The 22,970-nt window shown below is 72.5% G+C and carries 22 protein-coding genes; 8 read left to right on the forward strand and 14 right to left on the reverse strand.

Annotated elements, in window-relative coordinates; all coding sequences use genetic code 11:
• Positions 1-81: 81 nt before the first annotated feature.
• Positions 82-1,002, reverse strand: a complete 921-nt coding sequence (locus BMY04_RS01920) for a 1,4-dihydroxy-2-naphthoyl-CoA synthase (protein ID WP_091177421.1) — start codon at positions 1,000-1,002, stop codon at positions 82-84.
• A gap of 68 nt (positions 1,003-1,070) precedes the next feature.
• On the opposite strand from BMY04_RS01920, the gene BMY04_RS01925 reads away from it, so the two are divergent.
• Positions 1,071-1,673: a hypothetical protein gene (locus BMY04_RS01925; RefSeq protein ID WP_139209704.1), complete on the forward strand. Its 603-nt coding sequence runs from the start codon at positions 1,071-1,073 to the stop codon at positions 1,671-1,673.
• A gap of 19 nt (positions 1,674-1,692) precedes the next feature.
• Here the strand turns inward: BMY04_RS01925 and BMY04_RS01930 are convergent, their stop codons facing one another.
• From BMY04_RS01930 to BMY04_RS01945, 4 genes are all read right to left on the reverse strand, one after another.
• On the reverse strand, positions 1,693-2,247 hold the full coding sequence (locus BMY04_RS01930; protein ID WP_091177423.1) for a CAP domain-containing protein: 555 nt from the start codon (positions 2,245-2,247) through the stop codon (positions 1,693-1,695).
• Positions 2,248-2,362: 115 nt separating this feature from the next.
• On the reverse strand, positions 2,363-2,872 hold the full coding sequence (locus BMY04_RS01935) for a pyridoxamine 5'-phosphate oxidase family protein (RefSeq protein WP_091177424.1): 510 nt from the start codon (positions 2,870-2,872) through the stop codon (positions 2,363-2,365).
• A 36-nt stretch (positions 2,873-2,908) separates the two neighbouring features.
• Positions 2,909-3,664 carry an SDR family oxidoreductase gene (locus BMY04_RS01940; RefSeq protein WP_232506038.1) on the reverse strand — a complete coding sequence of 252 codons (756 nt, stop codon included), beginning with the start codon at positions 3,662-3,664 and terminating at the stop codon, positions 2,909-2,911.
• Positions 3,665-3,729: 65 nt separating this feature from the next.
• Entirely contained in the window at positions 3,730-5,217 is a 1,488-nt protein-coding gene (locus BMY04_RS01945) for an MDR family MFS transporter (RefSeq protein WP_232506039.1), read from the reverse strand.
• Between the two features lie 297 nt (positions 5,218-5,514).
• Between BMY04_RS01945 and BMY04_RS01950 the strand changes: the two genes are divergently transcribed.
• Positions 5,515-5,973, forward strand: coding sequence for an NUDIX domain-containing protein (locus BMY04_RS01950; protein WP_198409882.1), 459 nt, complete (start codon positions 5,515-5,517; stop codon positions 5,971-5,973).
• Positions 5,970-7,070 carry an alpha/beta hydrolase family protein gene (locus BMY04_RS01955; RefSeq protein WP_091177427.1) on the forward strand — a complete coding sequence of 367 codons (1,101 nt, stop codon included), beginning with the start codon at positions 5,970-5,972 and terminating at the stop codon, positions 7,068-7,070. The genes BMY04_RS01950 and BMY04_RS01955 overlap by 4 nt, the downstream gene beginning before the upstream one ends.
• Before the next feature lie 81 nt (positions 7,071-7,151).
• Here the strand turns inward: BMY04_RS01955 and BMY04_RS01960 are convergent, their stop codons facing one another.
• From BMY04_RS01960 to BMY04_RS01990, 7 genes are all read right to left on the reverse strand, one after another.
• Positions 7,152-8,129 (reverse strand): transketolase family protein, encoded by a 978-nt coding sequence (locus BMY04_RS01960; protein WP_091177428.1) that lies wholly within the window; start codon positions 8,127-8,129, stop codon positions 7,152-7,154.
• A complete protein-coding gene (locus BMY04_RS01965; RefSeq protein ID WP_198409883.1) occupies positions 8,126-9,070 on the reverse strand; it encodes a transketolase in 945 nt (314 codons plus the stop codon). Before BMY04_RS01965 ends, BMY04_RS01960 begins: the two co-directional genes overlap by 4 nt.
• On the reverse strand, positions 9,067-10,080 hold the full coding sequence (locus BMY04_RS01970; protein WP_091177429.1) for a sugar phosphate isomerase/epimerase family protein: 1,014 nt from the start codon (positions 10,078-10,080) through the stop codon (positions 9,067-9,069). Before BMY04_RS01970 ends, BMY04_RS01965 begins: the two co-directional genes overlap by 4 nt.
• 114 nt (positions 10,081-10,194) lie before the next feature.
• Positions 10,195-11,103 (reverse strand): carbohydrate ABC transporter permease, encoded by a 909-nt coding sequence (locus tag BMY04_RS01975; RefSeq protein WP_091177430.1) that lies wholly within the window; start codon positions 11,101-11,103, stop codon positions 10,195-10,197.
• Complete coding sequence (locus BMY04_RS01980) at positions 11,100-12,032, reverse strand: carbohydrate ABC transporter permease (RefSeq protein ID WP_091177431.1); 933 nt, start codon at positions 12,030-12,032, stop codon at positions 11,100-11,102. The genes BMY04_RS01975 and BMY04_RS01980 overlap by 4 nt, the downstream gene beginning before the upstream one ends.
• Positions 12,033-12,036: 4 nt before the next feature.
• Positions 12,037-13,341, reverse strand: coding sequence for an ABC transporter substrate-binding protein (locus BMY04_RS01985; RefSeq protein ID WP_091177432.1), 1,305 nt, complete (start codon positions 13,339-13,341; stop codon positions 12,037-12,039).
• 78 nt (positions 13,342-13,419) lie between these two features.
• Positions 13,420-14,316, reverse strand: a complete 897-nt coding sequence (locus tag BMY04_RS01990) for a nucleoside hydrolase (protein WP_091177433.1) — start codon at positions 14,314-14,316, stop codon at positions 13,420-13,422.
• 130 nt (positions 14,317-14,446) lie between these two features.
• Here BMY04_RS01990 and BMY04_RS01995 point away from each other — a divergent pair, with 130 nt between their 5' ends.
• The 3 genes from BMY04_RS01995 (at position 14,447) to BMY04_RS02005 (ending at position 18,561) form a co-directional block, all read left to right on the forward strand.
• On the forward strand, positions 14,447-15,934 hold the full coding sequence (locus BMY04_RS01995; RefSeq protein WP_170853946.1) for an FGGY family carbohydrate kinase: 1,488 nt from the start codon (positions 14,447-14,449) through the stop codon (positions 15,932-15,934).
• Complete coding sequence (locus BMY04_RS02000) at positions 15,931-17,499, forward strand: glycoside hydrolase family 140 protein (RefSeq protein ID WP_091177435.1); 1,569 nt, start codon at positions 15,931-15,933, stop codon at positions 17,497-17,499. Before BMY04_RS01995 ends, BMY04_RS02000 begins: the two co-directional genes overlap by 4 nt.
• Positions 17,500-17,574: 75 nt before the next feature.
• On the forward strand, positions 17,575-18,561 hold the full coding sequence (locus BMY04_RS02005) for a sugar-binding transcriptional regulator (RefSeq protein WP_091177436.1): 987 nt from the start codon (positions 17,575-17,577) through the stop codon (positions 18,559-18,561).
• Positions 18,562-18,645: 84 nt separating this feature from the next.
• On the opposite strand, the gene BMY04_RS02010 is transcribed toward BMY04_RS02005, so the two are convergent.
• Complete coding sequence (locus BMY04_RS02010; RefSeq protein WP_091177437.1) at positions 18,646-19,968, reverse strand: alpha-amylase family glycosyl hydrolase; 1,323 nt, start codon at positions 19,966-19,968, stop codon at positions 18,646-18,648.
• A 204-nt stretch (positions 19,969-20,172) separates the two neighbouring features.
• On the opposite strand from BMY04_RS02010, the gene BMY04_RS22615 reads away from it, so the two are divergent.
• Complete coding sequence (locus BMY04_RS22615) at positions 20,173-20,349, forward strand: hypothetical protein (RefSeq protein ID WP_170853947.1); 177 nt, start codon at positions 20,173-20,175, stop codon at positions 20,347-20,349.
• Between the two features lie 36 nt (positions 20,350-20,385).
• On the opposite strand, the gene BMY04_RS02015 is transcribed toward BMY04_RS22615, so the two are convergent.
• A complete protein-coding gene (locus BMY04_RS02015; protein WP_198409884.1) occupies positions 20,386-21,384 on the reverse strand; it encodes a GH25 family lysozyme in 999 nt (332 codons plus the stop codon).
• A 193-nt stretch (positions 21,385-21,577) separates the two neighbouring features.
• On the opposite strand from BMY04_RS02015, the gene ilvA reads away from it, so the two are divergent.
• Positions 21,578-22,888, forward strand: coding sequence for a threonine ammonia-lyase IlvA (gene ilvA, locus BMY04_RS02020; RefSeq protein WP_232506098.1), 1,311 nt, complete (start codon positions 21,578-21,580; stop codon positions 22,886-22,888).
• Positions 22,889-22,970: the final 82 nt, after the last annotated feature.

Genomic DNA, 22,970 nt, shown 5'->3' on the forward strand with positions numbered 1-22,970 from the left:
ATTCTCGGTCAAGCACCGCTGACCCAAGCAGCCGTTCAGCGGCGAGCGGCGGGCGCGGCGCTCGAGGTCACGGCGGGGCCCTCAGTAGTAGTAGGGGAAGTCGGACCAGTCGGGCGCGCGCTTCTCGAGGAACGCGTCGCGGCCCTCCACGGCCTCGTCGGTCATGTACGCCAGGCGGGTCGCCTCGCCGGCGAAGAGCTGCTGGCCGACCAGGCCGTCGTCGACCGCGTTGAACGCGTACTTGAGCATCCGCTGCGCGGTCGGGCTCTTGCCGCAGACCTTCTCGCCCCACTCCAGGCCGACGCGCTCGAGGTCGGCGTGCGGGACGACGGCGTTCACCATGCCCATGCGGTGGGCCGCCTCGGCGTCGTAGGTGTCGCCGAGGAAGAAGATCTCGCGCGCGAACTTCTGCCCGACCTGGCGGGCGAGGTACGCCGAGCCGAACCCGCCGTCGAACGAACCGACGTCGGCGTCGGTCTGCTTGAACCGTGCGTGCTCGGCGCTGGCGATCGTCAGGTCGCAGACCACGTGCAGGCTGTGCCCGCCGCCGGCCGCCCAGCCCCCGACGAGGGCGATGACGACCTTGGGCATGAACCGCACCAGCCGCTGCACCTCGAGGATGTGCAGCCGCCCCTGCTTGGCCGGGTCCACCCGCTCGGGCGCCTCGTCCTCGGCGTACGTGTAGCCCGAGCGGCCGCGGATCCGCTGGTCTCCCCCGCTGCAGAACGCCCAGCCGCCGTCCCTGGGCGACGGACCGTTGCCGGTGAGGAGCACGCAGCCGACGTCGGAGGACTGCCGGGCGTGGTCGAGGACGGCGACCAGCTCGTCGACGGTGTGCGGGCGGAAGGCGTTGCGCACCTCGGGCCGGTCGAACGCGACGCGCACCACGGGCGAGCGCCGCGCGCGGTGGTAGGTGACGTCGGTCAGCGCGAAGCCGGGGACCGGCTCCCACAGCTCGGGGTCGAAGGGCTGCTCTGCTGCCTCGTCCTGACGATCGCCCACGGGCTCACCGTAGTGCGGAGGAGTGACAAGTCTTCCCGCGCGAGCCGGTGCAACGGCATGCTGCTCCCGTGACGACGGCTGAGCGGGACCCCTGGACCGACGCCTGGGAAGCAGTGACCCAGCCCGTGCTCGCACCGCATCTCGCTCGGGTGCGTCGTGCGGTCTGGATGCGCGAGGTCCTGGTCCTGGTCGTCGGGTGCGCGGTCGTGCTCGTCGTGTCCCTCTGGCTGCCGCCCGGCGAGTTCCTGTGGGACGTCTCGCCCAGCCTGCGGCACGCGAGCCTGGCGCTGATGGTCGTCGGCCTCCTGCTGATCCTGGCGGGCAACGTGCGGTCGTCCACCAAGGGCCACGACCGGACCCTCGTCGGACCCGACGCCTACCTGCCGAAGAGCGAACGCACCTGGTTCCGCGAGCAGATCACCCACGGACGGGCCGTCCCCGCGGACAGGCGCTACGTCGTCATCGCCCTGGCCGACCGGATGCGCGGCGAAGGCGTCCAGGCGCTCGCCTACGTCGGGACGCTCTGCTTCTACGTCGGCATGCTCGTGGGGCTGCCCCTGCCGTCGACCGTGCTCGCCTTCACCGTGCTCATGGTGTGGATGACGGTGCGCCTGGTGCGGGCCCTGGTGTGGTCGCACCGCTCCGGCCGCTGGCTCGCCCAGCACGCCTGAGCGCTCTCGTCGGAACCGCTCAGCGCGGCTTGCCGAAGTCGGTGGTCAGCCAGAGCTTGCCGTGCGTGGTGTCGTCGACGACGTCCACGCCGACGTCGACGTAGGTGGTGCTGAGGATGTTGCGGCGGTGCCCGTCGTTCGGGGGCGTCTCGTTCACCATCGACGTCTCCAGCGCCAGCGCGCCGGCCTGGGTGCGGTTGCTGTTCCAGCCAATGTTCTCCCCGCACGCCGACGAGGCGTAGAAGACGCCGACCCGGTCGCCGAGGGAGGCCTCGCCCGGCAGCTGGTGACTCAGGGAGTCCTGCTGCGCCATGGCCAGGTTGTGCCGGTGCGCCGAGTAGAAGAGCTTGTCGCTCCAGCGCAGCGGCTTGAGCCCGTTGCGGGCGCGCTCGCCGTTGAGCTGGGTGAACACCGCCGTCGCCCAGTCCTTGTGGTTGACCGTGGTGGCGGAGGCCAGCGCGGGAGCGACAGCCGGCGCGGGCGCGGCCTGGGCAGCGGGGGCGACCAGTGCGGCGGCGGCCAGTCCGAGACCGGCGACGCCGGCGACCAGGCGGGAGCGGGAGTGCGTGGGCACGGGGCACCTCGTGGGGGTTCGGGGTCTGGGGTCACGTCCTCAAGGACGCTCGGCAGAGACAACCACACGACGCAGCCGTCTCCCAAGCCCCGGATCGACCCCCGCGCGCCACCCGTTACAGCTCGACGACCTTGCTCTCGCCCACGTCCGGGCGGCCACCGGTGACGGCGGCCTTGGCGTACTTGGCGAGGGTGACGACCATCGGCGCCTTCGAGGTCCAGTACTCCGCCGTCTGCGCCTCGACGCGCAGCAGCGCGACCGCCGGGTCGTCGCGACCCTGCTCGAACCACGCCTCCGCCCCGGCGTTCCACAGCGCCTCGATCTTCGCCGGGTCCTTGCTGACGCTCCCGCGGCCGCTGATCGACAGCCAGCCGTGGCCGGCCTGCAGCGCGACGTTGACCTGGTCGTTGGCCCGGACCTGGTCGGTCTTGGGCGACGGGTCCTCGGTGAAGAACCACAGGTCGCCGTCGAACTCGCGCTGCTGCACGGCCAGCGGGCGGCTCACCAGCGACCCGTCGGGCGCGACCGTCGTCACCAGCGCGATCGAGGCCTTCTCGACGAGCTTCGCGATCGTCTCGACGTCCTCGTCGGTGGCGGGCTGCTCGGTGTGCTCCGGGGTGCTCATGCTGCGGACCCTACCCACGGGGGCTGAGCGGCCGCCCTAGCCGCGACCCACGTACGGCATGGTCGTGGCCATCACCGTCATGGTCGCGACGTTGCTGCCGGGCGGCAGGTCGGCCATGAGCAGCACGGCCCGGGCCACGTCGTCGACCGGCATGGTGGGCTCGGCCCGGACGCTGCCGTCGGCCTGAACCACGCCGGCGGCCTGGGCGGCCGCCATCGACGTCTCGGCGTTCCCGATGTCGATCTGACCGCAGGAGATGCCGTACGGTCGGCCGTCGAGCTGCACCTGCTTGGTCAGCCCGCTGACGGCGTGCTTGGTGGCGGTGTACGCGATCGAGCGCGGCCGCGGCGCGTAGGCGGCGATGGAGCCGTTGTTGATGATCCGGCCGCCCTGCGGCTCCTGCCGGCGCATCACGCGGAAGGCCTCGCGCAGGCACAGGAACATGCCGGTGAGGTTCACGTCGACGACCGCCTGCCAGTCCGCCAGCGACAGCTCGTCGATCTCGACGGCCGGCGCGCCCCGGCCGGCGTTGTTCACCAGCAGGTCGACCCGGCCGTGCCGCTCGACCGCGCCGTCGAACAGCGCCCGGACGGCCTCCGGGTCGGTGACGTCGGTGGGCACGATGTCGAAGCCGCCGCCCTCGCCGGTCGGCGACCCCGCGACCTCCTCGAGGAGGTCGGTCCGCCGTGCGGCCAGCACCACCCACCAGCCCTCGGCGGCCAGCGCGAGCGCGACCGCACGTCCGATCCCGCTGCCCGCACCGGTAACCACCGCGACCCGCCTCACGTCCACCGGCGACAGTCTGCCGCCGCGTCGTCCGGCGCGGGCCGCGGGCCCGCGCCGGACGAGGGCGCTGCTCAGTGGTGCGCGACCGCCGAGCCCTCGGGCGCCTCGGCACCCTCGGGCCGCTTGGCGTTGTGCATGAAGGCGGCGAGGACGACCGTCGAGATCGAGATCAGCGCGGCGACGCCGAACGCGGTCCGGATCCCGCTCAGCTCGGCGTCGACCGCGCCGACCCCGGACGCCTGCTGGGCTGCGGCGTGGCCGGAGTAGACCGCGACCAGCAGCGCGGTCCCGGCGGCGCCGGCGACCTGCTGGAGGGTGCTGAGGATCGCGCTGCCGTGGGAGTACAGCCTGGGCGGCAGCGGGTTGAGGCCGGTCGTGAAGCCCGGCGTGAAGAGGAAGGCCAAGCCGATCGAGAGCAGCACGTGGATCGCGATGAGCATCCAGATCGGCGTGCTGAGGTCGATGGTGCTGAGCCGCCACATCGAGATGACCAGCACGACCGAGCCGAACAGCGTCAGGCCGCGCGGGCCGTACCGGTCGTAGAGCTTGCCGACCTGCGGGCCGAGCAGACCCATCACCAGGCCACCGGGCAGCAGCATCAGACCGGTCTCGAGCGCCCCGATCCCCCGCACCTGCTGGAGGTAGATCGGCAGCAGGATCACCATGCCGAAGAGGGCCAGCATGGCGGCGCAGAGCAGCGCGACGCTGATGCTGAAGGCCGGGAACTTGAACGAGCGCAGGTCGAGCAGCGGGTTGTCGCTGCGGTAGAGCCGCGACTGGCGCCACCCGAAGACGAGCAGAGCGAGCGCGCCCACCCCGACGAAGGCCAGCGGCGGGATGCCGCCCGGGCCCTCGGCGCCGAGCTGGCTGAGGCCGTAGACGATGCCGCCGAAGGCGGGGACGGTCAGGACCACCGACAGCACGTCGAGCTTGGCGGCGCCCGGGGTGCCGACGTTCACGAGCCTCTTGACCCCGAAGAACAGGGCGCCGAGCGCGATCGGCAGCACCAGGATGAACATGAAGCGCCACGGGAAGAAGTGCAGGACGACGCCGGAGACCGTCGGGCCGATGGCCGGGGCCACCGAGATCACCACCGTGACGTTGCCCATGACGACGCCGCGGCGCTCGACGGGGACCAGGGTCAGGATCGTGGTGATGAGCAGCGGCAGCATCATCGCGGTGCCGCTGGCCTGCACGACGCGGGCCGGCAGCAGCAGCCAGAAGGCGGGCGACACGGCGGCGAGCAGGGTGCCGGTGCTGAACAGGATCATCGCCGTCACGAAGACCTGGCGCGTCGTGAGGCGCTGCAGCAGGAAGCCGGTCGTCGGGATGACCACGGCCAGCGTCAGCATGAAGACCGTCGCGAGCCACTGACCCGTACGGGCGTTGACGTCGAGGTCCTCCATGAGCCGCGGGAGGGCGACGTTCATGATCGTCTCGTTGAGGATCACGACGAAGGTCGCCACCAGCAGGATCGCGATGACGGCCCTGGTGCTGACGTCGGCGGGCGGCGCGGAGGCCGCGCCGGTGGTGGTCGTCGGGGTGCTCGTGGCGGTCACGGGTGTCCGTTCGTCGTGCTGCTGTGCTGGATCTGGTGAGGCGCCGGCGCCCTTGCCGCGGCGGTCGTCGTTCCGACCCTGCCAAGGCCGTGAACTCATCGCCCGCCGACGCTATTCCAGCCTCCGGGAACGTTCCACCGACTTTCTCCCGGCGCTCGCGCTCAGAAGGAAGCGCCAGTCGAGATCTCGTGCCCCGTACGGGGGTCGAGACACCGGCTGGCGCTTCCTTCTGCGCGGACCGCGTCCGGCACCGCACGGGCCGCGCCCTCGGACGAGGTGTCCTGCCACACTCGCCTCGTGCCCGACCAGCTCGTCGTCGCGGCCGTCCTCGTCGACGACCTCGTACGCCCCACCCGCGCCCTCGCCGCCCGCCGCACGCGGCCTCCCGAGCTCGCGGGCCGGTGGGAGCTCCCCGGCGGCAAGGTCGAGCCGGGCGAGGACCCCGTCGACGCGCTGCGGCGCGAGCTCGCCGAGGAACTCGCCGTCGAGGTCGAGGTCGGCGAGGAGCTGGTCTCTCCCGGCGAGGCGCTCGTCGGCTGGCCCCTCACGGCCGGGCTGGTGATGCGGGTCTGGTGGTGCGCGATCAGCTCCGGCGAGGCTCACGTCGGGGAGGCCCATGACGCGCTCGCCTGGGTCGACGCCTCCTCGATCAACGACCTCGCGTGGCTCACGCCCGACCTGCCCCTCGTCGACGCCGTCGTCGCCCGACTCGCCCCGGTGGCGCCGCCGCCCCCTCCGGGGACACTGGGGTCATGACGCGGCGCCCGCTCGCCCCGACCGTCCTGCTCGGCCTGATCGGCCTGCTCGCGGGGTGCAGCGGCGAGCCCGAGGCGCCGCAGGCATCCACCGCGACCTCGTCGGCGTCCACGTCCGTCGCGGCCAGCCCCTCGGCGACGCCCGCGCCCACCCCCACGCGCGCGACCAGCAGCCCGACGCCCAGCCCTACCCCGAGCCCGCGCACGAAGCCCGACCCGGTCTCGATGCAGGCGCTGATGGAGAAGCGCTACGACGGCCGTGACCTGACCCGGGGCCGGCTGCTGGCCGACCAGGGCTCGTACAAGCGCTACGCGGTGACCTACCGCGGCGACGGCGAGAAGATCACCGGGATCATGAACGTCCCCGACGGCAAGGGGCCCTTCCCGGTCGTCGTCCTCAACCACGGCTACATCGACCCGGACACCTACTGGTCGGGTCAGGGGATGCCGCGGGAGCAGGACGTGCTGGCCCGGCGCGGCTTCGTGGTGCTGCACGTCGACTACCGCAACCACGCCGGCTCCAGCAACGACCCCGACGTCGACCTCGAGCTCCGCCTGCCCTACGTCGTCGACACGATCAACGCCGTCAAGGCGGTCAAGGGGGCGACCGGGTCGGCCTGGAAGGTCCTCGACCGCGAGCACGTGGGCTGGTTCGGCCGCTCGATGGGCGGGGGCGTGACCCTGCGCGCCCTGGTCGCGCAGCCCGGCCTCGTCGACGCCGCGGCCGTCTGGGCGTCGGTCAGCTCCCTCGAGGCCGACAACTGGGAGCGCTGGTTCGCCGACGACCCGGCGCGCCGGGCCACCAACCGCCGCATCGAGAAGACCCACGGGCTGCCCGACGAGTCGCCGGGGTTCTGGCGCGCCGCCTCGGCCCGCCCCTACTTCGACCGGATCACCGAGCCCGTGCTCGTGCAGCACGGCGGCGCCGACCGCACCTGCCCGCCGCGCTGGGCCCGCGCCACCGTCGACGCCCTCGAGGACGCGGACGTGGACGTGCGCTCGAACGTCTACCACGGCGCCGACCACACCTTCGAGGGCCGCACGTTCACCACCGCGATGGAGCGCACCGCCGACTTCTTCGACGACCACCTGCGCTGAGCGCGGACCGTCCTGCGCCTGTCGAAGGGCAGCCCTCCGACAGGCGCAGGGGTCGTGATCGGCCCGGACGCCGGCGCCCGGTCAGAGCAGCGAACGCGCCGCCTCGGCGATGCCGTCGGGCGACATGCCGGCCCGGTCGAGCAGGAAGCCGGCCGAACCGGTCGGCTGGAACGCGTCGAACCCGAGGATCCGCACCCGCGTCGGGTGGTGCGCGACGACGGTCTCGGCGACCGCGCCGCCCAGGCCGCCGGCCGTCGTGGACTCCTCCGCGGTCACGATGCCCCGCGTCTCGCGGGCCGCGGCCAGGACCGCGTCGACGTCGAGCGGCTTGACCGTCGGCATCGAGACGACCCGGGCGGAGACGCCCCCCGCCTCGAGCTGCTCGGCCGCGGCCAGCGCCCGCCACAGCACCGTGCCGTTGCTGATGATCGTCACGTCGTCGCCCTCGCGCACGGTGGTCGCCCGACCGGGGACGAACGTGTACGACTCGTCGAAGATCGCCGGCACCGACATCCGGCTCACCCGGATGAAGGCGGGACCCTCGGTCGCCGCGGCCCAGCGCATCGCCGCGGCGGTCTCGACCGGGTCGGCCGGCACGACGATCGTCATGTTGTCGATCGCCCGGAGCCAGGCGATGTCCTCGATCGACTGGTGGGTCGGGCCGAGCTCGCCGTACGCGACGCCGGGGCTCATCCCGCAGAGCTTGACGTTGCGGTCGGAGTAGGAGACGTCGGCCTTGATCTGCTCCAGCGCGCGCGCCGTGAGGAAGCACGACGCGGCCGAGACGAACGGGATGCGCCCGCCGTTGGCCAGGCCCGCCGCGACGCCGACCATGTCCTGCTCGGCGATGCCGACGTTGATGAGCCGGTCCGGGAAGGCCTTCTTGAACGCGTCGAGCTTGCTCGAGCCGACCGAGTCGTTGACGACCCCGACGATCCGGTGGTCGCTCCGGGCCAGGTCCGCCAGCGTGTCGACGTAGGCGTTGCGGCAGTCGAAGCGCGGCTGGTCGGCGATGGGGCCCCGCTCCGCGAGCACCGGGGGTGCCGTCGTGGTGGTCATCGCTGCCTCTCGTCGCCGGTCGCGCGCGCGACCTCCTCGTGCTTCTGCTCGGCCTGGAGCCGGTCCAGCTCGGCCAGCGCCTGCTCCAGCTGGGCCTCGTCGGGGACCTTGTGGTGCCAGGCCACGTTGTTGCTCATGTAGGAGATCGGGTGGCCCTTGTGGGTGTGCGCGATGACGAAGGTCGGCTTGCCCGGCCTGAACGGCACCGCCGACAGCACGTCGAGCAGCTCGCCGTGGTCGTGCCCGTTCACCTCCACGACCGCGAACCCGAACGCCGCGGCCTTCGCGTCGAGTGGGTCGAGGTCGTTGGTCTCCCTCGTCGTCGCGCCCTGCTGCAGCCGGTTGCGGTCGACGATCACCGTCAGCGAGTCGAGCTCGTGGTGCGAGGCGGCCATCATGGCCTCCCAGTTGCTGCCCTCCTGCAGCTCGCCGTCGCCGGTGAGGACGTACGTGCGACGCCGCGACACGTCGAGCTTGGCCGAGAGCGCGTGCCCGACGGCGATCGGCAGGCCGTGGCCGAGCGGGCCGGTGTTCGCCTCGACGCCGCGGACGTAGTTGCGGTTCGGGTGGCCGTTGAGCTTCGACAGCGGCTTGAGGAACGTCGCGAGCTCCTCGACCGGGAGGAAGCCGAAGGCGGCGAGCGTCGTGTAGAGCGCGCCGGCCACGTGGCCCTTCGACAGGATGAACCGGTCGCGCTCCGGGTCGTCGGGGTGGTCCGGGTCGACGTTCAGCACCGCGCCGTAGAGCGTGGCGAGCACGTCGATCGCGGAGAAGTCGCCGCCGATGTGGCCGGCGCCCGCGTGGTGGACCAGCTTGAGGTCCTGGAGGCGGATCTGGCGGGCCGCCTCGGCGATGTGCGCGACCTGCTCGGCCCGGCTCGCGTGCGGCGAGAGCCGGCCGAGCACCGGCATCGTCACGTGCTCGGGGGCGAGGGCGGTCACTGCTCGTCCGCCTGGGACACGGAGTCGGCCATCGAGCTGAGCAGGACCTTCTGGACGAGCTTCTGCGCGGCGAGCGCGTCGTGACGCGACTGCGCCTCGGCGAGCGCGTCCTCGTCGAGGGCGTCGAGCGCGCGGTGGATCGCCTTGAGGAACGTGATGGCCTGCTTGGCCGCCTGCACCCGGTCCTCGCGGAAGGGGAACTGGTCGAGCTGCCAGACGCCGTCCCAGCCGTTCGCGCGGAGGGTGTGGAAGAACTCGAAGGTCTCCACGAGGTGCACCGATCCGACGACCATGTCGTCGTCCCAGCCGCGGAAGTTGTCGTTGACGTCGATCGCGAAGAGCTTGCCGGCGTCGATGCAGAGCTGTGCGGCGTCGGCCGGTGTCTCCAGCCCGTACAGCGAGTGGCCGAAGTCGAGCAGCACGCCGAGGTTGTCGCAGCCGGTCTGCTGGATCGCCAGCAGCGTGCGGGCCGCGTTCGGGAAGATGATCTTGTTGCGCGGCTCGCGCGGCTTGTACTCGATCACGAACTTGATCTCCGGGTGCGCGCTGCACAGCTCGCGCAGCGCGTCGACCGCGTTCTTCCACACCGAGCGGTAGTCGACCTGGAACGGGTAGTCCCAGCCGTCCTGGCCGAACCAGAGCTTGACGTAGTCGCAGCCCAGCTCGAGCGCCAGCTCGGTCGCCTCGTGCAGCAGCGCGATCGCCTTCGCCCGGACCGCCGGGTCGGGGTTGGTGATCGAGCCGCGGATGTAGTCCTTGTTGTAGATCTCCGGCGTGATCGCGACGGCGCGCAGGCCGTTGCGCGCCAGCGCCGCCTTGACGTCGTCGGTCGTGCCGTCGAAGCCCGCGAACGGCCAGTTGAGGTCGACCACGGACAGGTCGCCGACCGAGCCGGCGAGGTCGATCTGCTCCAGCAGCCCGACCGGCTCGCCGTAGCCCTCGGTCGCGTAGCGGTCGACGTAGGTCGCGAAGTGCCAGATGCCGGCACCGAAGACCGGGAGGTCGCTCATCGGGTGTGCTCCTTCTGTGGAAGTGCGTGTGCTGAGCCTGCCGACCGGCGAGGAGCCGGTCCAGGGGTGGGCCCGTCAGGGGCCAGGGGCGTACGGGCTGCGGAGCCGGTGAGGTCAGCCCTTCTCGGCGCCCGCGGTGAGGCCGCCGACGATCCAGCGCTGCAGCAGCGCGTAGGCGATCAGGATCGGCACGACGGCGATGAGGATGCCGGCGGCGAGCCCGGTGTTGTTGTTGGAGAACTGTCCCTGGAAGCTGAGCAGCCCCACGGGGATGGTCTTGTTCGTGTCCGAGCTCAGGATGATCAGGGCGAAGAGGAACTCGTTCCAGGTCGCCACCGCGTCGAGGATCGCCACGGTGATGAGTGCCGGCAGGGACAGGGGCAGCACGAGGGTGAAGAAGATCCGCCACTCCGACGCCCCGTCGATGCGGGCCGACTCGATGATCGAGTCCGGGATCTGGCGGAAGAAGGACTGCAGGATCAGGGTCTCCAGCGGGATCCCGAAGGCCAGGTAGGGGCCGACGAGGCCGAAGATGTTGTCGGTCAGCCCCGCGCTGCGCAGCATGATGAAGACCGGCACGATCGTGATGTAGATCGGGATCGTGAGCCCGAGGAACACCGCGAACATCACCGTCCGGCGGAAGCGCATGTTCAGCTTGGCCAGCGCGAAGGCCAGCAGCGCCGAGATCAGCACCCCGAGCGGCACCTTGACCAGCAGCAGGGTCGCGGAGTTGCGGTAGGTGTCGGCGAACTTGCCGATCCCCCACGCCTGGCGGAAGTTGTCCCAGGTCCACTCGGTGGGCCACGACAGCGGTCCGTGCGCGACGAAGTCCGACAGCGGCCGCAGCCCGGTGGTGACCAGGAGCAGCAGCGGCGAGATCCAGAAGAGCGCGACGACGGAGAGGATGATCGTGACGACGACGCCCCCACGCCTGCGGGGCCGCTCGGCGAGCGGGTCGTGACCGCTGACGACGGCGTCGGGCAGGGCCGCGGCGGCGGCGAGCCCGGAGGCCGAGGCGCTCATGCGTGCTCCTTGGTCTGGGAGAGGACGTACGGGATGCTGACGGCGATCGCGATCACCGTGATCACCACGGCGATGGCCGTGCCGTAACCCGCTTGGTAGTACTGGAAGACGTTGGCGTACATCCAGGTCCCCATGACCTGCGTCGCCGTGCCCGGCCCGCCGTAGGTCATCGCGTAGATCATGTCGAAGACCTTGAACGAGTCGATCAGGGACAGCGCGATGACGATGTAGTGCGCCTGGCGCAGGCTCGGCAGCGTGATGAACCACAGCTGCTGGGACCGCGAGGCGCCGTCGACCGTGGCCGCCTCGTACAGCTCGGCGGGGATGCCCTGCAGAGCCGCGAGGTAGAGCAGCATCGGGAAGCCGACGCGGAGCCAGATCGCCGGGACCATCACGGCCCACAGGGCCGTCGAGTCCTGCCCCAGCCACGGCTGGGCCAGGTCGCCGAGGCCGACGGCACGCAGCGTCTCGTTGATCACGCCGGAGTCGGGGTTGTAGAGCCAGCCCCAGATCGAGGCGATGGACACCAGCGGCAGGACGCAGGGGGTGTAGAAGAGCAGCCGCAGCGGCGTCTTGCCGCGCACCTTGCCGTTCAACAGGATCGCCAGCGTCAGCCCGATCAGGACCGGCACGACGATGGTGACGACGGTCCAGATCAGGTTGTTGAGCAGGGCCTGGATGACCACCGGGTCCTGGGCCATCGCCGTGTAGTTCGCCAGCCCGACGATGTTGTACGTGGGGCTCAGGCCGTCCCAGTCGGTGAAGCTGAAGAACAGCGACGTGGCGGCCGGGTAGACGAGGAAGGTCGCGTACACGGCGAGGGCCGGGAGCGCGAACAGCCACGGGCGCAGGCCGCCGTACCTCTTCTTGTTCTGCCGGACCCCGGCCACCCGTGAGGTGGCCGGGGCGACAGCGGTCGCGGTCGCCATCAGGTCAGGACTTCGGGAGCCCGGCCGCGACGGTCTGCATCTGCTTGGCCGCGTCGGCCGGCGACATCTTGCCCTGCAGGACGTCGCTCTGGACCGAGAAGTACTGGTCGGCCTGCTTCTTCGGGAACGCCTGGTCCTGGATCGTGTAGAACGGGCTCGTCTTGCTGATCTCGGACCACTCGTACGACAGCGGCAGCTTGGACTTGTCGGGCTCCGCGCCCGTCACGGTCGAGGCGGTGATCGACAGCGCCTTCTGCGAGTCGGGCTGCAGGATGTGGTCGATCAGCGCCGCCGCCTTGTCGGGGTTGCCGGACTTGGAACTGATCATGTAGCCCTCGACGAAGCCGGAGTGCCGCGCCGGGGTCTGGTCGGTCGGCAGCAGGAACGTCCCGAAGTCGCTCGAGCTCTTCTTCGCCGCCTGGATGCCGGCCGCCTCGGTCCAGGTGCCGGTCAGGGTGTAGGCGGCCTTGCCCGAGACGTAGTCGGTCTCGACGTCGCTGGGGTCCAGACCGAGGGCGCCGTTGGGCAGCCACTTGCTGTCCTGCCACTTCTTGAAGTTCGTGAACGCGGTCACGACCTCCGGCCGGTCCCACGACTCGGCGCCGGTCAGGAGCTTGTCGTGCAGGTCCGGGCCGGCGGAGGTCTCGAGCAGGTACTCGAAGAGGCGCATGATGTCCCAGCCGTACTTGCCGCCGAGGGTGCAGGGCGTGATGCCGGCCGCGACCAGCTTGGTGTTGGCCTCCTCCAGCTCGGCGTAGGTCTTCGGCGGCGCGCTGATGCCGGCCTTGGAGAAGGCGGCCTTGGAGTACCAGCCGCCGATCGCGTTGGCGACGAAGGGCGCCCCGGCCTTGACGCCGTCGAAGGTCATGCCGTCGATGGCGTTGCTGTTGAGCCGGGAGTCCCAGCCGAACTTCGAGTAGTACGGGCTCAGGTCCATCGCCTGCTTCGCCTTGGCGAAGGGGGCGCCGATCTGGCCGCCCCAGATGCGCCAGATGTCGGGGCCGGAGCCGCCGAGCAGCTCGGCGCGGAGCTTGTCGGGGTAGACCGCCGCGCCCGAGCCGGGAAGGCTGTCGACGCGCGTGGTCGTGCCGTTCTGGCTGTCGAACTTCGCGACCAGGTCCTTGAGCAGGCCGATGGTCGTGTCGTCCTCGTAGGTGAAGAGGCGCAGGTTGTTCGAGGCGGGGCCGCTGCTGGCGGCGGTCCCGCCGCTGGGCGCGGTGCCGGTGCCCGTGCAGGCGGCGGTCCCGGCGACGGCCGCGGCGGCGGACAGTCCGAGGAATCCACGGCGGGTCCAGGTCGAGCGGGTCATGCCAATCTCCTTTGATCGCGGTGCGGGGCGGAGCGGGTGGGGCTGAGCGGGTCGAGCGGGGTACGGGGCCCGGCGGGGTCAGGAGGTGCGGGCGGGGTGCTCGCGGCCGAAGCGGCGGATCTTGGCGAACATGTCCTCGAGCAGGTAGCGGATGTCGACCTGCTCGAAGACCTTGACCGGGTGGCCGGCGCCGGGCAGGTAGCCGCCGTCGACGCCGAAGCGGCGCGACGGGATGGTGCGCGAGACGCTGCCGCGCGGGTTGAGGACGAGCGAGATCGCGGGCGAGTCACCCAGCGAGCGCGACTCGATCGGCTCGCCGTGGTGGGCCTCGTTGAACTCGACCAGCTGGGCGATCAGGTAGTCGGCCAGCTCGCTGGTGCCGGCGATCTTCTCCTCGAGCTCGGCGTAGCCGACCGACACCATCGAGTAGATGGGCGCGGGCACCTGCCAGAGGGTGATGCCGGAGTCGAAGACGACGTTGGCCGCGGCGATGTCGTTGCGCAGGTTGAACTCGACGGCCGGGTAGGACCAGTCGACGTCGTAGCCCATCCCTCCGATCCAGACCACGACGACGTCGCGGTCGACGATCGCGGGATCGGTGAGGATCGCCGTCGCCATGTCGGTGAGCGGGCCGAGGAAGGTCACGAACAGCGGGTCGTCGGCCGAGGCGAGCTTGCTCTCGGCCACGATCAGGTCCGCGCCGGGCGACGGCGCCGGCGTCGACTCGTCGGCGATGCCGCGCTCCGCCCCGTTGGCCACGGTCACGTCGTCGCGCCCGAGCAGCCGCAGCAGCAGGTCCACCTCGGCCCGGGAGTCGAGCATCGACGTCTGGCTGCGCTCGGCGCCGAAGTGCGCGGGCACGATGCCCCGCACGTCGAGCGTCGGGGAGAGCAGCGCGTGGACGATCGCGTACTGGTCGTCGGCCTCGTTCTTGGCGTCGGTGTCGACGATCAGGCGGCGACGGGTGGCCGTCATCGGTCTCCTCGGGCTCCGGGCACCTTCGTCGGTGCCACTTCTTGCAGTACCGTATAGTCTTGCAGTGCGAGGGGTCAAGGCCCCCCGAGACGTCTCTGAGAACCTGTCACCTCATCGCCGAGGAGCGCCCGTGGACCGTCGACCTCCCGTGGTCCTGGCCGTCGACCAGGGCACCACGAACACCAAGGCCGTGCTCGTCGACGCGACCGGCCACGTCGCCGGCGTCGGCTCGGCGCCGGTCGGCGTCACCTCCCCCTGGCCGGGCTGGGTGGAGCAGGACGCCGAGCGGATCTGGCGGAGCGTGCTCGACGCCACCGGCGGCGCGCTGGCCGCCGCCGGCGGGGTCGACGGCGGACCGGTCGCCGCGGTGGCGCTCTCCACCCAACGTGAGTCGGTGGTGGCCTGGCGCGCGAGCACCGGCGAGCCCCTCGGCCCGGTGCTCGGATGGCAGGACAGCCGGACGGCCGCCTGGTGCGCCGCCCACGTCGACGAGGCCGCCCGTACGGAGGTCCGCGTCCGGACGGGCCTGCGCGTCGACGCGATGTTCTCGGCCCCCAAGCTGCGCTGGCTGCTCGACCACGTGCCCGACGGAGTTCCGCGTGACGACGTCCGCGTCGGCACGGTCGACTCCTGGCTGGTCTGGCGCCTCACCGGCGGTCGGGAGCACCTGACCGAGGCCGGGAACGCGTCGCGCACCCTGCTGTACGACGTCACCGGGCTGGGGTGGTCGGAGCCGCTGCTCGACGTCTTCGGCGTGCCCCGTCACGTCCTGGCCGACCCCCGGGCGTCCGACGCCGGCTTCGGCACCTGCGCGGGCGTCGGGCTCGTCGTGGACGGCACCCCGGTCGCCGCGGTCCTGGCCGACTCGCACGCGGCCCTGTTCGGCCACGGCTGCACGGAGCCCGGCATGGCGAAGGCGACCTACGGGACCGGCTCGTCGGTCATGACGCCGGTCGCCGCGCTGCCCGGCCGCGGGTCGTCCGTCCCGACGACCCTGGCCTGGCTGCTCGACGCGACGCCCACGTACGCGCTCGAGGGCAACATCCTCTCCTCCGGCGCGACGCTGGCCTGGGCGGCCGGGCTCCTCACGGCGGGCGACGTCGAGCGCCTCGTCGCCCTCGCCGGCACCGTCGCGGACGCGGGCGGCGTGAGCCTCGTGCCGGCCTTCTCGGGCCTGGGTGCGCCGCACTGGGACCGGGAGGCGACCGCCGTGCTGTCCGGCATGACCCCCGCGACGTCGCCGGCCCACGTCGCGCGCGCCGCGGTCGAGTCGGTGGCCCACCAGATCGCCGACGTCGTCGACGTCGTCGAGGCCACGACCGGTCCGCTGCGCACGTTCCGCGCCGACGGGGGCGCGACCGCCGCCGACGCGCTGATGCAGGACCAGGCCGACCTGACCGGGCGCACCGTCGAGGTGACCGACGTCGCCGAGGTCTCCGCGCTCGGGGCGGCCAAGCTGGCCTGGCGCTCGCTCGGCGAGGCCGACGCCTGGCTGCCGCCCCGGGTCCGGCGCCGGCTCACCCCGCAGGAGACGCGGCCCGACCGGGCGGAGCGCCGCGCGCGCTGGGCCGGCGAGGTCGAACGGGCCCGGTTCCGCCCCGGCGGGACGTCGCGGTGAGCACGGCGGCGCAGTGGCGCCAGGTCGAGGTCGCGTTCTCCGGTCCGGCGGTCGACCGCCCGTACGTCGAGGTCGAGGCCTGGGTCGAGCTCGTGCACGACGACGGCACCCGTCTCGTACGGCCGCTGTTCTGGGACGGCGCCACCACCTGGCGGCTGCGGTTCAGCTCTCCGCTGCCGCACGGTCGCTGGACCTGGACGGTCGCGGGGCCGGACGCCGACCGGCTCACCCCGACCGCCGGAACCTTCGACGCCGCGCCCGCCCAGACCGGGCACGCCCACCCGGGCCTGGTCCACGGCTTCCCGCGCCTGTCGCCGGAGGGCCGCTCGCTGGTGCACCCGGACGGCCGGGACTGGTTCATGGTCGTCGACACCGCGTGGGCGATGCCCTGGCGGGCGGGCGTCGAGGACGTGGAGGCGTACGCGCGCGACCGGGCGGCCAAGGGCTTCGACGCCGTCCTGCTGATGAGCGTCCAGCCCGACATGCGCGCGGTCGGGCCCGACGCGCGCGGCGTCGACGAGGGGTTCGCCGTCGGGTTCCGCGACCTGCCCGACGGCCGCCTGACCGACCTGGTCCCCGACTACTTCGCGCACCTCGACCTCCTCGTCGAGGTCCTCCTGCGCCACGGCATCACCCCGGTCCTGCAGCCGCTGTTCTTCGGCTTCGGCTGGAAGGGCCTCGACGTCGCCGGCCCCGTCGTCCCCCCGGACGAGCTTGCGCGCTACGCCCGCTACCTCGTCGCGCGCTACGGCGCGCAGCCGGTGGTCTGGCTGCCGGGCGCCGACGGCGCCGGCGACGAGCCGGGGATCGAGGCGGCCGGGCGCGAGATCGAGGCCTGGGACGCCTACGAGCACCCGACCGGCATCCACTACCGCCCGCACCACCGCAACGACGTCCACCAGGACGCGCCGTGGCTCGACTTCCAGGCGTGCCAGACCGGCCACGGCGGGGACCACGTCCCCGACCGGGTCGCGACGATGTGGGCCGCCCGTCCGGTCAAGGCGGTCATGAACCTCGAGCCGACCTACGAGCACACCGGCCGCCCCGGCGTGGCGGAGGGCTGGTGGCAGGGCCACGAGGCGTGGAGCAACCTCTGCGCGGGTGCGCTGCTCGGGGTCGCGTACGGGGCGGCGAGCCTGTGGCAGTGGCGCCTCCACCCGGGCGAGCCGGGCCACGCGCCCTTCTTCCTCGCCGCCGACGCCGGCTGGCGCGAGGCGCTCGACTTCGAGGGCAGCCGCTACGTCGGGCTGGTCGGGCGCATCCTCGAGGGGCTGCCGCTGCGCGGCGCCGCGCCGTGCTGGGACGTCGGCCTGACCGCCCGGGGCCTCCTCGACCCCGGCGTGCTCTACCTCGCGTACGCCGAGCACGGCGGTCCCTTCGTCCTGCTGGACGGCGAGGGCCGGGTGCCCGGCCGCTGGTGGCTGGTCGACCCGCGCGACGGCTCGGTGCTCGGCAGCGGCGCCACGCCGCCGGACGGGACGCCGATCGAGCACGCGTACGACCAGCCCGCGGTGCTCATCTGCGTCGCCGAGGAGCCCGCGATCGCCCGGCGTGCAGCAGAATGACCACCCGCACCTGACGACGCTCATCCGCGGCCCGGACGCCGGCGGCCAGAGCCCGACCTCGAGGAGGCGCACGGCATGACCGCCTCCGCGCGTCCGGCGCCCCGCGCCGTCCCCGACGGGCAGCTGCGGCTGATCACGAAGGTCGCCCGGATGTACCACGAGCGCGGCATCCGCCAGGTCGAGATCGCCGAGACCCTGCACCTGTCCCAGGCGCGGGTCTCCCGGCTGCTCAAGCGCGCAGCCGAGCTGGGGATCGTCCGGACCGTCGTGGTGGTCGCGCAGGGCGTGCACACCGAGCTGGAGGAGGCGCTCGAGGAGCGCTACGGGCTAGCCGAGGCCCTGGTGGTCGACGTCGAGGGCAGCGAGGCCGACATCCTGGCCGGGCTCGGCTCGGCCGGCGCCACCTACCTCGAGGCGACCCTCACCGGCGGCGAGCGGATCGGCATCGCCCCGTGGAGCCAGACGCTGCTCTCCATCGTCGAGCGGATGCGCCCGCTGCGCCTGGCGGGCGCGGACAACGTCGTCCAGCTGATCGGCGGCATCGGCCAGCACTCCGCGCAGGCGCAGGCCAACCGCCTGCTCGGCGACCTCGCCGGGCTGCTGGGCGCGAACGCGACGTTCGTCGCCGCGCCGGGCCTGGTGGCCAACGCCGCCGTGCGCGACTCCCTGTTCGGCGAGCCGGGCATGCGGGCCATCCGCGACCAGTGGGCCGCGCTCACCATGTGCCTGGTCGGCATCGGCCGGCTGCCGCCGTCGGAGTTCCTGCGCGCGAGCGGCAACGCCGTGGACCCGCAGGACCAGGCGCGCCTCACCGCGGCCGGCGCCGTCGGCGACGTCTGCCACCGCTTCTTCGACGCGTCCGGCGCCCCCGTCGTCACCGAGCTCGACGACCGGGTGGTCGGCATCGACGCCGACACCCTGCGGGCCGTGCCGCGCCGCATCGGCATCGCCGGCGGGCCGGCCAAGCGGGACGCCGTGCGCGCCGCCGTGGTCGGCGGCTGGGTCAACGTCCTCGTCACCGACATCGGGACGGCCCACGCCCTGCTCGACCCCGCGCCCTGACCGCGGCCCCACGAACTTCTCGCCCTTCGACCACCGTGGAGGTGGTCAGCTGGCGAAGACGTCGCCGAGCCTCCTCCCCCGCGTTCAGCCCGCGACGACGGCCCAGCCGTGCGGAGCGACCTGGCCCTGCACCGGGGCGGGCTCGGCGGTGAGCACCTCGCCCGGGGGCAGCGCGTACGGGGCGTCGCCGAGGTTGAGCGCCAGCACCAGCGAACCGTCGCCCTGGCGCGCGCGCGACCGCACGAGCAGGTGGTCGTTGGTCACCTGCTCGGTCGAGACCACCCCGTCGACGAGCCAGGGGTGCCGACGGCGCAGCGACAGCACGCGGCGGTAGACCTCCTCGACCTCGGGGTGCCGGTCCTCGAACAGCCCGCGCTCGGCCGGCATCTCCGGCCGCACGGCGTCGTCGCCGTCCACGCGGTCCTCCTTGACCCCCTCCAGCCCGAACTCGTCGCCGTAGTAGACGCACGGGACGCCGGGCGCGAAGCCGAGCAGCGCGACGGCGTGCGAGCGGTGCCGCTCGTCGTGGACCTGGCTGGCGATGCGGGTGACGTCGTGGTTGGACAGGAACGTCGTCGGCGTGAAGTGCTCGACGAAGCCCGCGTGCCGGCCCAGCGTCCACTCCAGCTCGTGGAGGTTCACGGTGTCGAGGGAGGACCAGACCGCCTTCCACAGCTCGTACGCGGTGACCGAGTCGAGGCCCGACTCGTCCACGTACGTCACGTAGTCGCCGTGGATCATCTCCCCCACGAACCACGCCTCGCCGAACTCCGCCCGCACGGCCGGGAGCACCGCCGCCCAGAACGAGGCCGGGACGGCGTACGCGGCGTCGAGCCGCCAGCCGTCGGCGCCGCGCCGGAGCCAGTGCAGCATCACGTCGCGCACGTGGTCGCGCACGACCGGCGCGTCGTGGTTCAGCGTGACGAGGGTGTCGTGGCCCTCGAAGTAGTCGGCGGTGATCATCCCGTCGTTGTCGTAGAGCTGCTGCACCCACTCCGCGCCCGGGGACCCGGGACCCTCGGCGAGCGCCTGCGCGACCGGCGCGAAGTCGCGGCCGACGTGGTTGAAGACGCCGTCGAGCAGCACCCGGATCCCCCGCTCGTGGCAGGCGGCGACGAGGGCGTCGAAGTCGGCGTCGTCGCCCAGGCGCGGGTCGATGCGGAAGTGGTCGACGGTGTCGTAGCCGTGGCTCGCCGAGGCGAAGACCGGGCCCAGCAGCAGGCCGTTGCAGCCCAGCGAGACCAGGTGGTCGAGCCAGCCGGTCAGGCGGCCGAGCCGGTGCTCGACGTGGCCGTCCGCGGCCCCCTCGAGGTCGGCCAGCGCGCGCTCCGCACCGACGAAGCCCAACGGGTAGACCTGCCACCAGACGACGTGCTCGACCCAGTCCGGACTCTCGTGGCGTTCCATCACCCCACCCTGGCAGACGCGCCGACGGGTCCTGCGGGTGTGGGGACGTCGGCGCCCAACCCCCCAGCCGATCGCCGACGTCCTGGGGGTCAAGGGTATCGAGCCACGCTGAGCGCCTCGTCGGCCCCTCGTCCTAGAGTGGGTTCCCGGTGGCGCAACCGCGCGGCCGACGCCGTCGTCAAGCCGTAGATCGAGGAGACCGCCATGTCGTCCCAGGCCCAGGAGCCCGACGTCCCCGCGACCGAGACCGAGCAGAGCCAGGAGGCCGTGGACCCCGCGTCGACGATCGGCAACCTGACCGTCGAGGACGACCCCGAGGGCACCGTCGACCCGTCCGAGCTCGCCGGCACGGCCAGCGAGGACGACGAGGACGTCAGCTAGTCCTCGGCCGCCCTCTGGAGTCCGGTCCGGGGACGCTCAGATCTCGGTCGCCAGCACCTTGAGGCGCTTGCGCTTGCTCGGGAAGACGTCCTGGTCGATCGGGTTGGAGCTGTACTGCCAGAAGGTCGCGACCTTCCAGCCCTTCGGGAGCTCGCCCGGGTCCTTGGTGCCGTAGCGCGCGATCCACAGCGGGTTGGTCGTCGCGAACTTGCCGCTGTTGCCCGTGCACTGCGTCCACCAGTCCGTGGTGGTGTAGATGACGGCGTCCTTCTTGGTCAGCTTCTTGTACTCACGGGTGAAGGAGCTGATCCACTTGACCATCTTCTTCTTGCTGACGCCGTAGCAGGTCTTGCCGTACGGGTTGTACTCGATGTCGAGCACGCCCGGCAGGGTGTGGCCGTCCGCGCTCCAGCCGCCGCCGTTCTTCACGAAGTAGCGGGCCTGCTTGTAGCCGGCCTTCCCCGCGGGGTTCGCGAAGTGGTAGGCGCCGCGGACCATGCCCGCCTTCTTCGCGCCGCCGTACTGGTTCTTGAAGTAGGGGTTCTTGTACGAGGACCCCTCCGTCGCCTTGACGTAGGCGAAGTCACGGTCCTTCTTCGTCCAGGTCGACCACTTCAGCTTGCCCTGGTAGCTGGAGACGTCCACGCCCAGCACGCCCTTCGGGGTGAACGAGTCCGAGGAGGACGCCCGCGCGGCGAGCCCGTAGCGCAGCAGGCCCGAGCCCGGCTCGGCGAGCTCCGGCCGCGCGGTGCCCCGCTGGCGCCAGCCCATGGTCGCGTTGCCGACCTCGAGGCCGGCCTCGCGCGCCTCGGCGGTCAGGTGGCGCCCCTTGGCGCCGCCGGCCTTGGCCGCGCCGCTCTTCGCCGACGCGGTGGCGCCGGAGGTCGGGGCGTCCGCCGGACCGCCGGGCGCCGCGCTCGCGGGGAGGGTGGTCGGCACGGCAAGCGCGAGGGCGCTCACGCCGAGCAGCAGGGCGGGGACCGCCCTGCGCGCGGTGCGCCGCGGGCTGCGGGAGATCGGGTGGCGGACGAGCATGTGAGGTCCTCGTGGTCGACGGCGGCTCCGGTGCCCGCCGGCCTTCCCCCCGGCTCGTCCCGCGGACCCGGGAACCTTAAGCACCGCCTGAGGACCTCGGGAAGGGGTCGGGCCGAGTTGACAGGCAAAACTCTCGTCCCTCTCGTCACACTTGAGAGTTGCCGTGCGTCATGATCGGAGGGTGGGCGTGCGGGTGTCAGCAGGGCTCGAGGACGCGGCGGCGGACCTCCGCCGGGTGGCGCCGCCACCCGGCGCCGAGCAGGTCGAGGAGGCCGCGGCGCGCCTGGCCGGAGTGGTCGACCGGACGCCGCTGCAGCGCAACGCCCGGCTCTCGGCCGGCGGCGCCGAGGTCTGGCTCAAGCGCGAGGACCTGCAGGTCGTCCGCTCCTACAAGGTGCGCGGCGCCTACAACGTCATCGCCCAGCTCGGCGAGACCGAGAGGGCTCGCGGCGTCGTCTGCGCGAGCGCGGGCAACCACGGGCAGGGGCTGGCGTACGCGTGCGCCGCGCTGGGCGTGCAGGGCCGGGTGTTCCTGCCGCGCAACACGCCGCGGCAGAAGCGCGAGCGCATCGACGCCATCGGCGGCGACCACGTGCAGGTGGTCGTGACCGGCGCGACCTACGACGAGGCCGCCGTCGCCGCGGCGGCGGACGCGGTGCGCACCGGCGCGACGGTCGTCCCGGCCTTCGACGACCTGCGGACGATCGCCGGGCAGGGCACGGTCGCGCTCGAGGTGGTCGAGCAGCTGCGCGAGCAGACCGGCCACCTCCCCGACGTGCTCGTGGTCCCGGTCGGCGGCGGCGGGCTGCTGGCCGGCTGCCTCGCCTGGCTTCGCCAGCGGCACCCCGGGGTGCGCGTCGTGGGCGTCGAGCCGCAGGGTGCGGCCAGCGTCGCCGCCGCCCTCGCCGCGGGGCACCCGGTCGACCTGCTCGACCTGGACACCTTCGTCGACGGGGCGTCCGTGCGCCGCGCGGGCGCGCTGACGACACCGGTCGTCGCCGCCGCCGGGGCCGAGCTCGTGCAGGTGCCCGAGGGCGCCGTCTGCGTCGAGCTGCTCGCCATGTACGCGGCCGACGGCATCGTCGCCGAGCCAGCCGGCGCCCTCGCCTCGACCGCGCTGACCACCGGCGTCGTCCGCGTCGAGCCGGGCCAGCGCGTGGTCTGCGTCCTCTCCGGGGGCAACAACGACGTCAGCCGCTACGACGACATCGCCGAGCGCGCCGCCGTCCACGAGGGCCGCAAGCACTACTTCCTCGTGGAGTTCCCGCAGCAGCCGGGCGCGCTGCGCCACTTCCTCGACGAGGTCCTCGGCCCCGACGACGACATCACGCTGTTCGAGTACGTCAAGCGCAGCAACCGCGAGACCGGGCCGGCGCTCGTGGGCGTGGAGCTGACGCGCCGCGAGGACCTGCCGCCGCTGCTGGAGAGGATGGCCGCCGCTCCCGTGCAGGTCGAGCCGATCCCCAGCGACAGCCCGATGTTCCGCTTCCTGCTGTCGGGGTAAAGAACAACGCCACCTCGCGCGTTCGTCCTAGTCAGGGCGATGTTCGTCACCGGGGGAGGTGCATCCGACCCCACCTGGAGCC

Origin of the sequence: Microlunatus flavus (assembly GCF_900110855.1) — a bacterium.
Lineage (GTDB): Bacteria > Actinomycetota > Actinomycetes > Propionibacteriales > Propionibacteriaceae > Microlunatus > Microlunatus flavus.

What these genes read in the sequence shown, in the direction of transcription:
- BMY04_RS01935 (WP_091177424.1), bottom strand. Translation starts at nt 2,872, where the DNA reads ATGAGCACCCCGGAGCACACCGAGCAGCCCGCCACCGACGAGGACGTC.
- BMY04_RS01955 (WP_091177427.1), top strand. Translation starts at nt 5,970, where the DNA reads ATGACGCGGCGCCCGCTCGCCCCGACCGTCCTGCTCGGCCTGATCGGC.
- BMY04_RS01960 (WP_091177428.1), bottom strand. Translation starts at nt 8,129, where the DNA reads ATGACCACCACGACGGCACCCCCGGTGCTCGCGGAGCGGGGCCCCATC.
- BMY04_RS01970 (WP_091177429.1), bottom strand. Translation starts at nt 10,080, where the DNA reads ATGAGCGACCTCCCGGTCTTCGGTGCCGGCATCTGGCACTTCGCGACC.
- BMY04_RS01975 (WP_091177430.1), bottom strand. Translation starts at nt 11,103, where the DNA reads ATGAGCGCCTCGGCCTCCGGGCTCGCCGCCGCCGCGGCCCTGCCCGAC.
- BMY04_RS01980 (WP_091177431.1), bottom strand. Translation starts at nt 12,032, where the DNA reads ATGGCGACCGCGACCGCTGTCGCCCCGGCCACCTCACGGGTGGCCGGG.
- BMY04_RS01985 (WP_091177432.1), bottom strand. Translation starts at nt 13,341, where the DNA reads ATGACCCGCTCGACCTGGACCCGCCGTGGATTCCTCGGACTGTCCGCC.
- BMY04_RS01990 (WP_091177433.1), bottom strand. Translation starts at nt 14,316, where the DNA reads ATGACGGCCACCCGTCGCCGCCTGATCGTCGACACCGACGCCAAGAAC.
- BMY04_RS02005 (WP_091177436.1), top strand. Translation starts at nt 17,575, where the DNA reads ATGACCGCCTCCGCGCGTCCGGCGCCCCGCGCCGTCCCCGACGGGCAG.
- BMY04_RS02010 (WP_091177437.1), bottom strand. Translation starts at nt 19,968, where the DNA reads ATGGAACGCCACGAGAGTCCGGACTGGGTCGAGCACGTCGTCTGGTGG.
- BMY04_RS22615 (WP_170853947.1), top strand. Translation starts at nt 20,173, where the DNA reads ATGTCGTCCCAGGCCCAGGAGCCCGACGTCCCCGCGACCGAGACCGAG.
- BMY04_RS02015 (WP_198409884.1), bottom strand. Translation starts at nt 21,384, where the DNA reads ATGCTCGTCCGCCACCCGATCTCCCGCAGCCCGCGGCGCACCGCGCGC.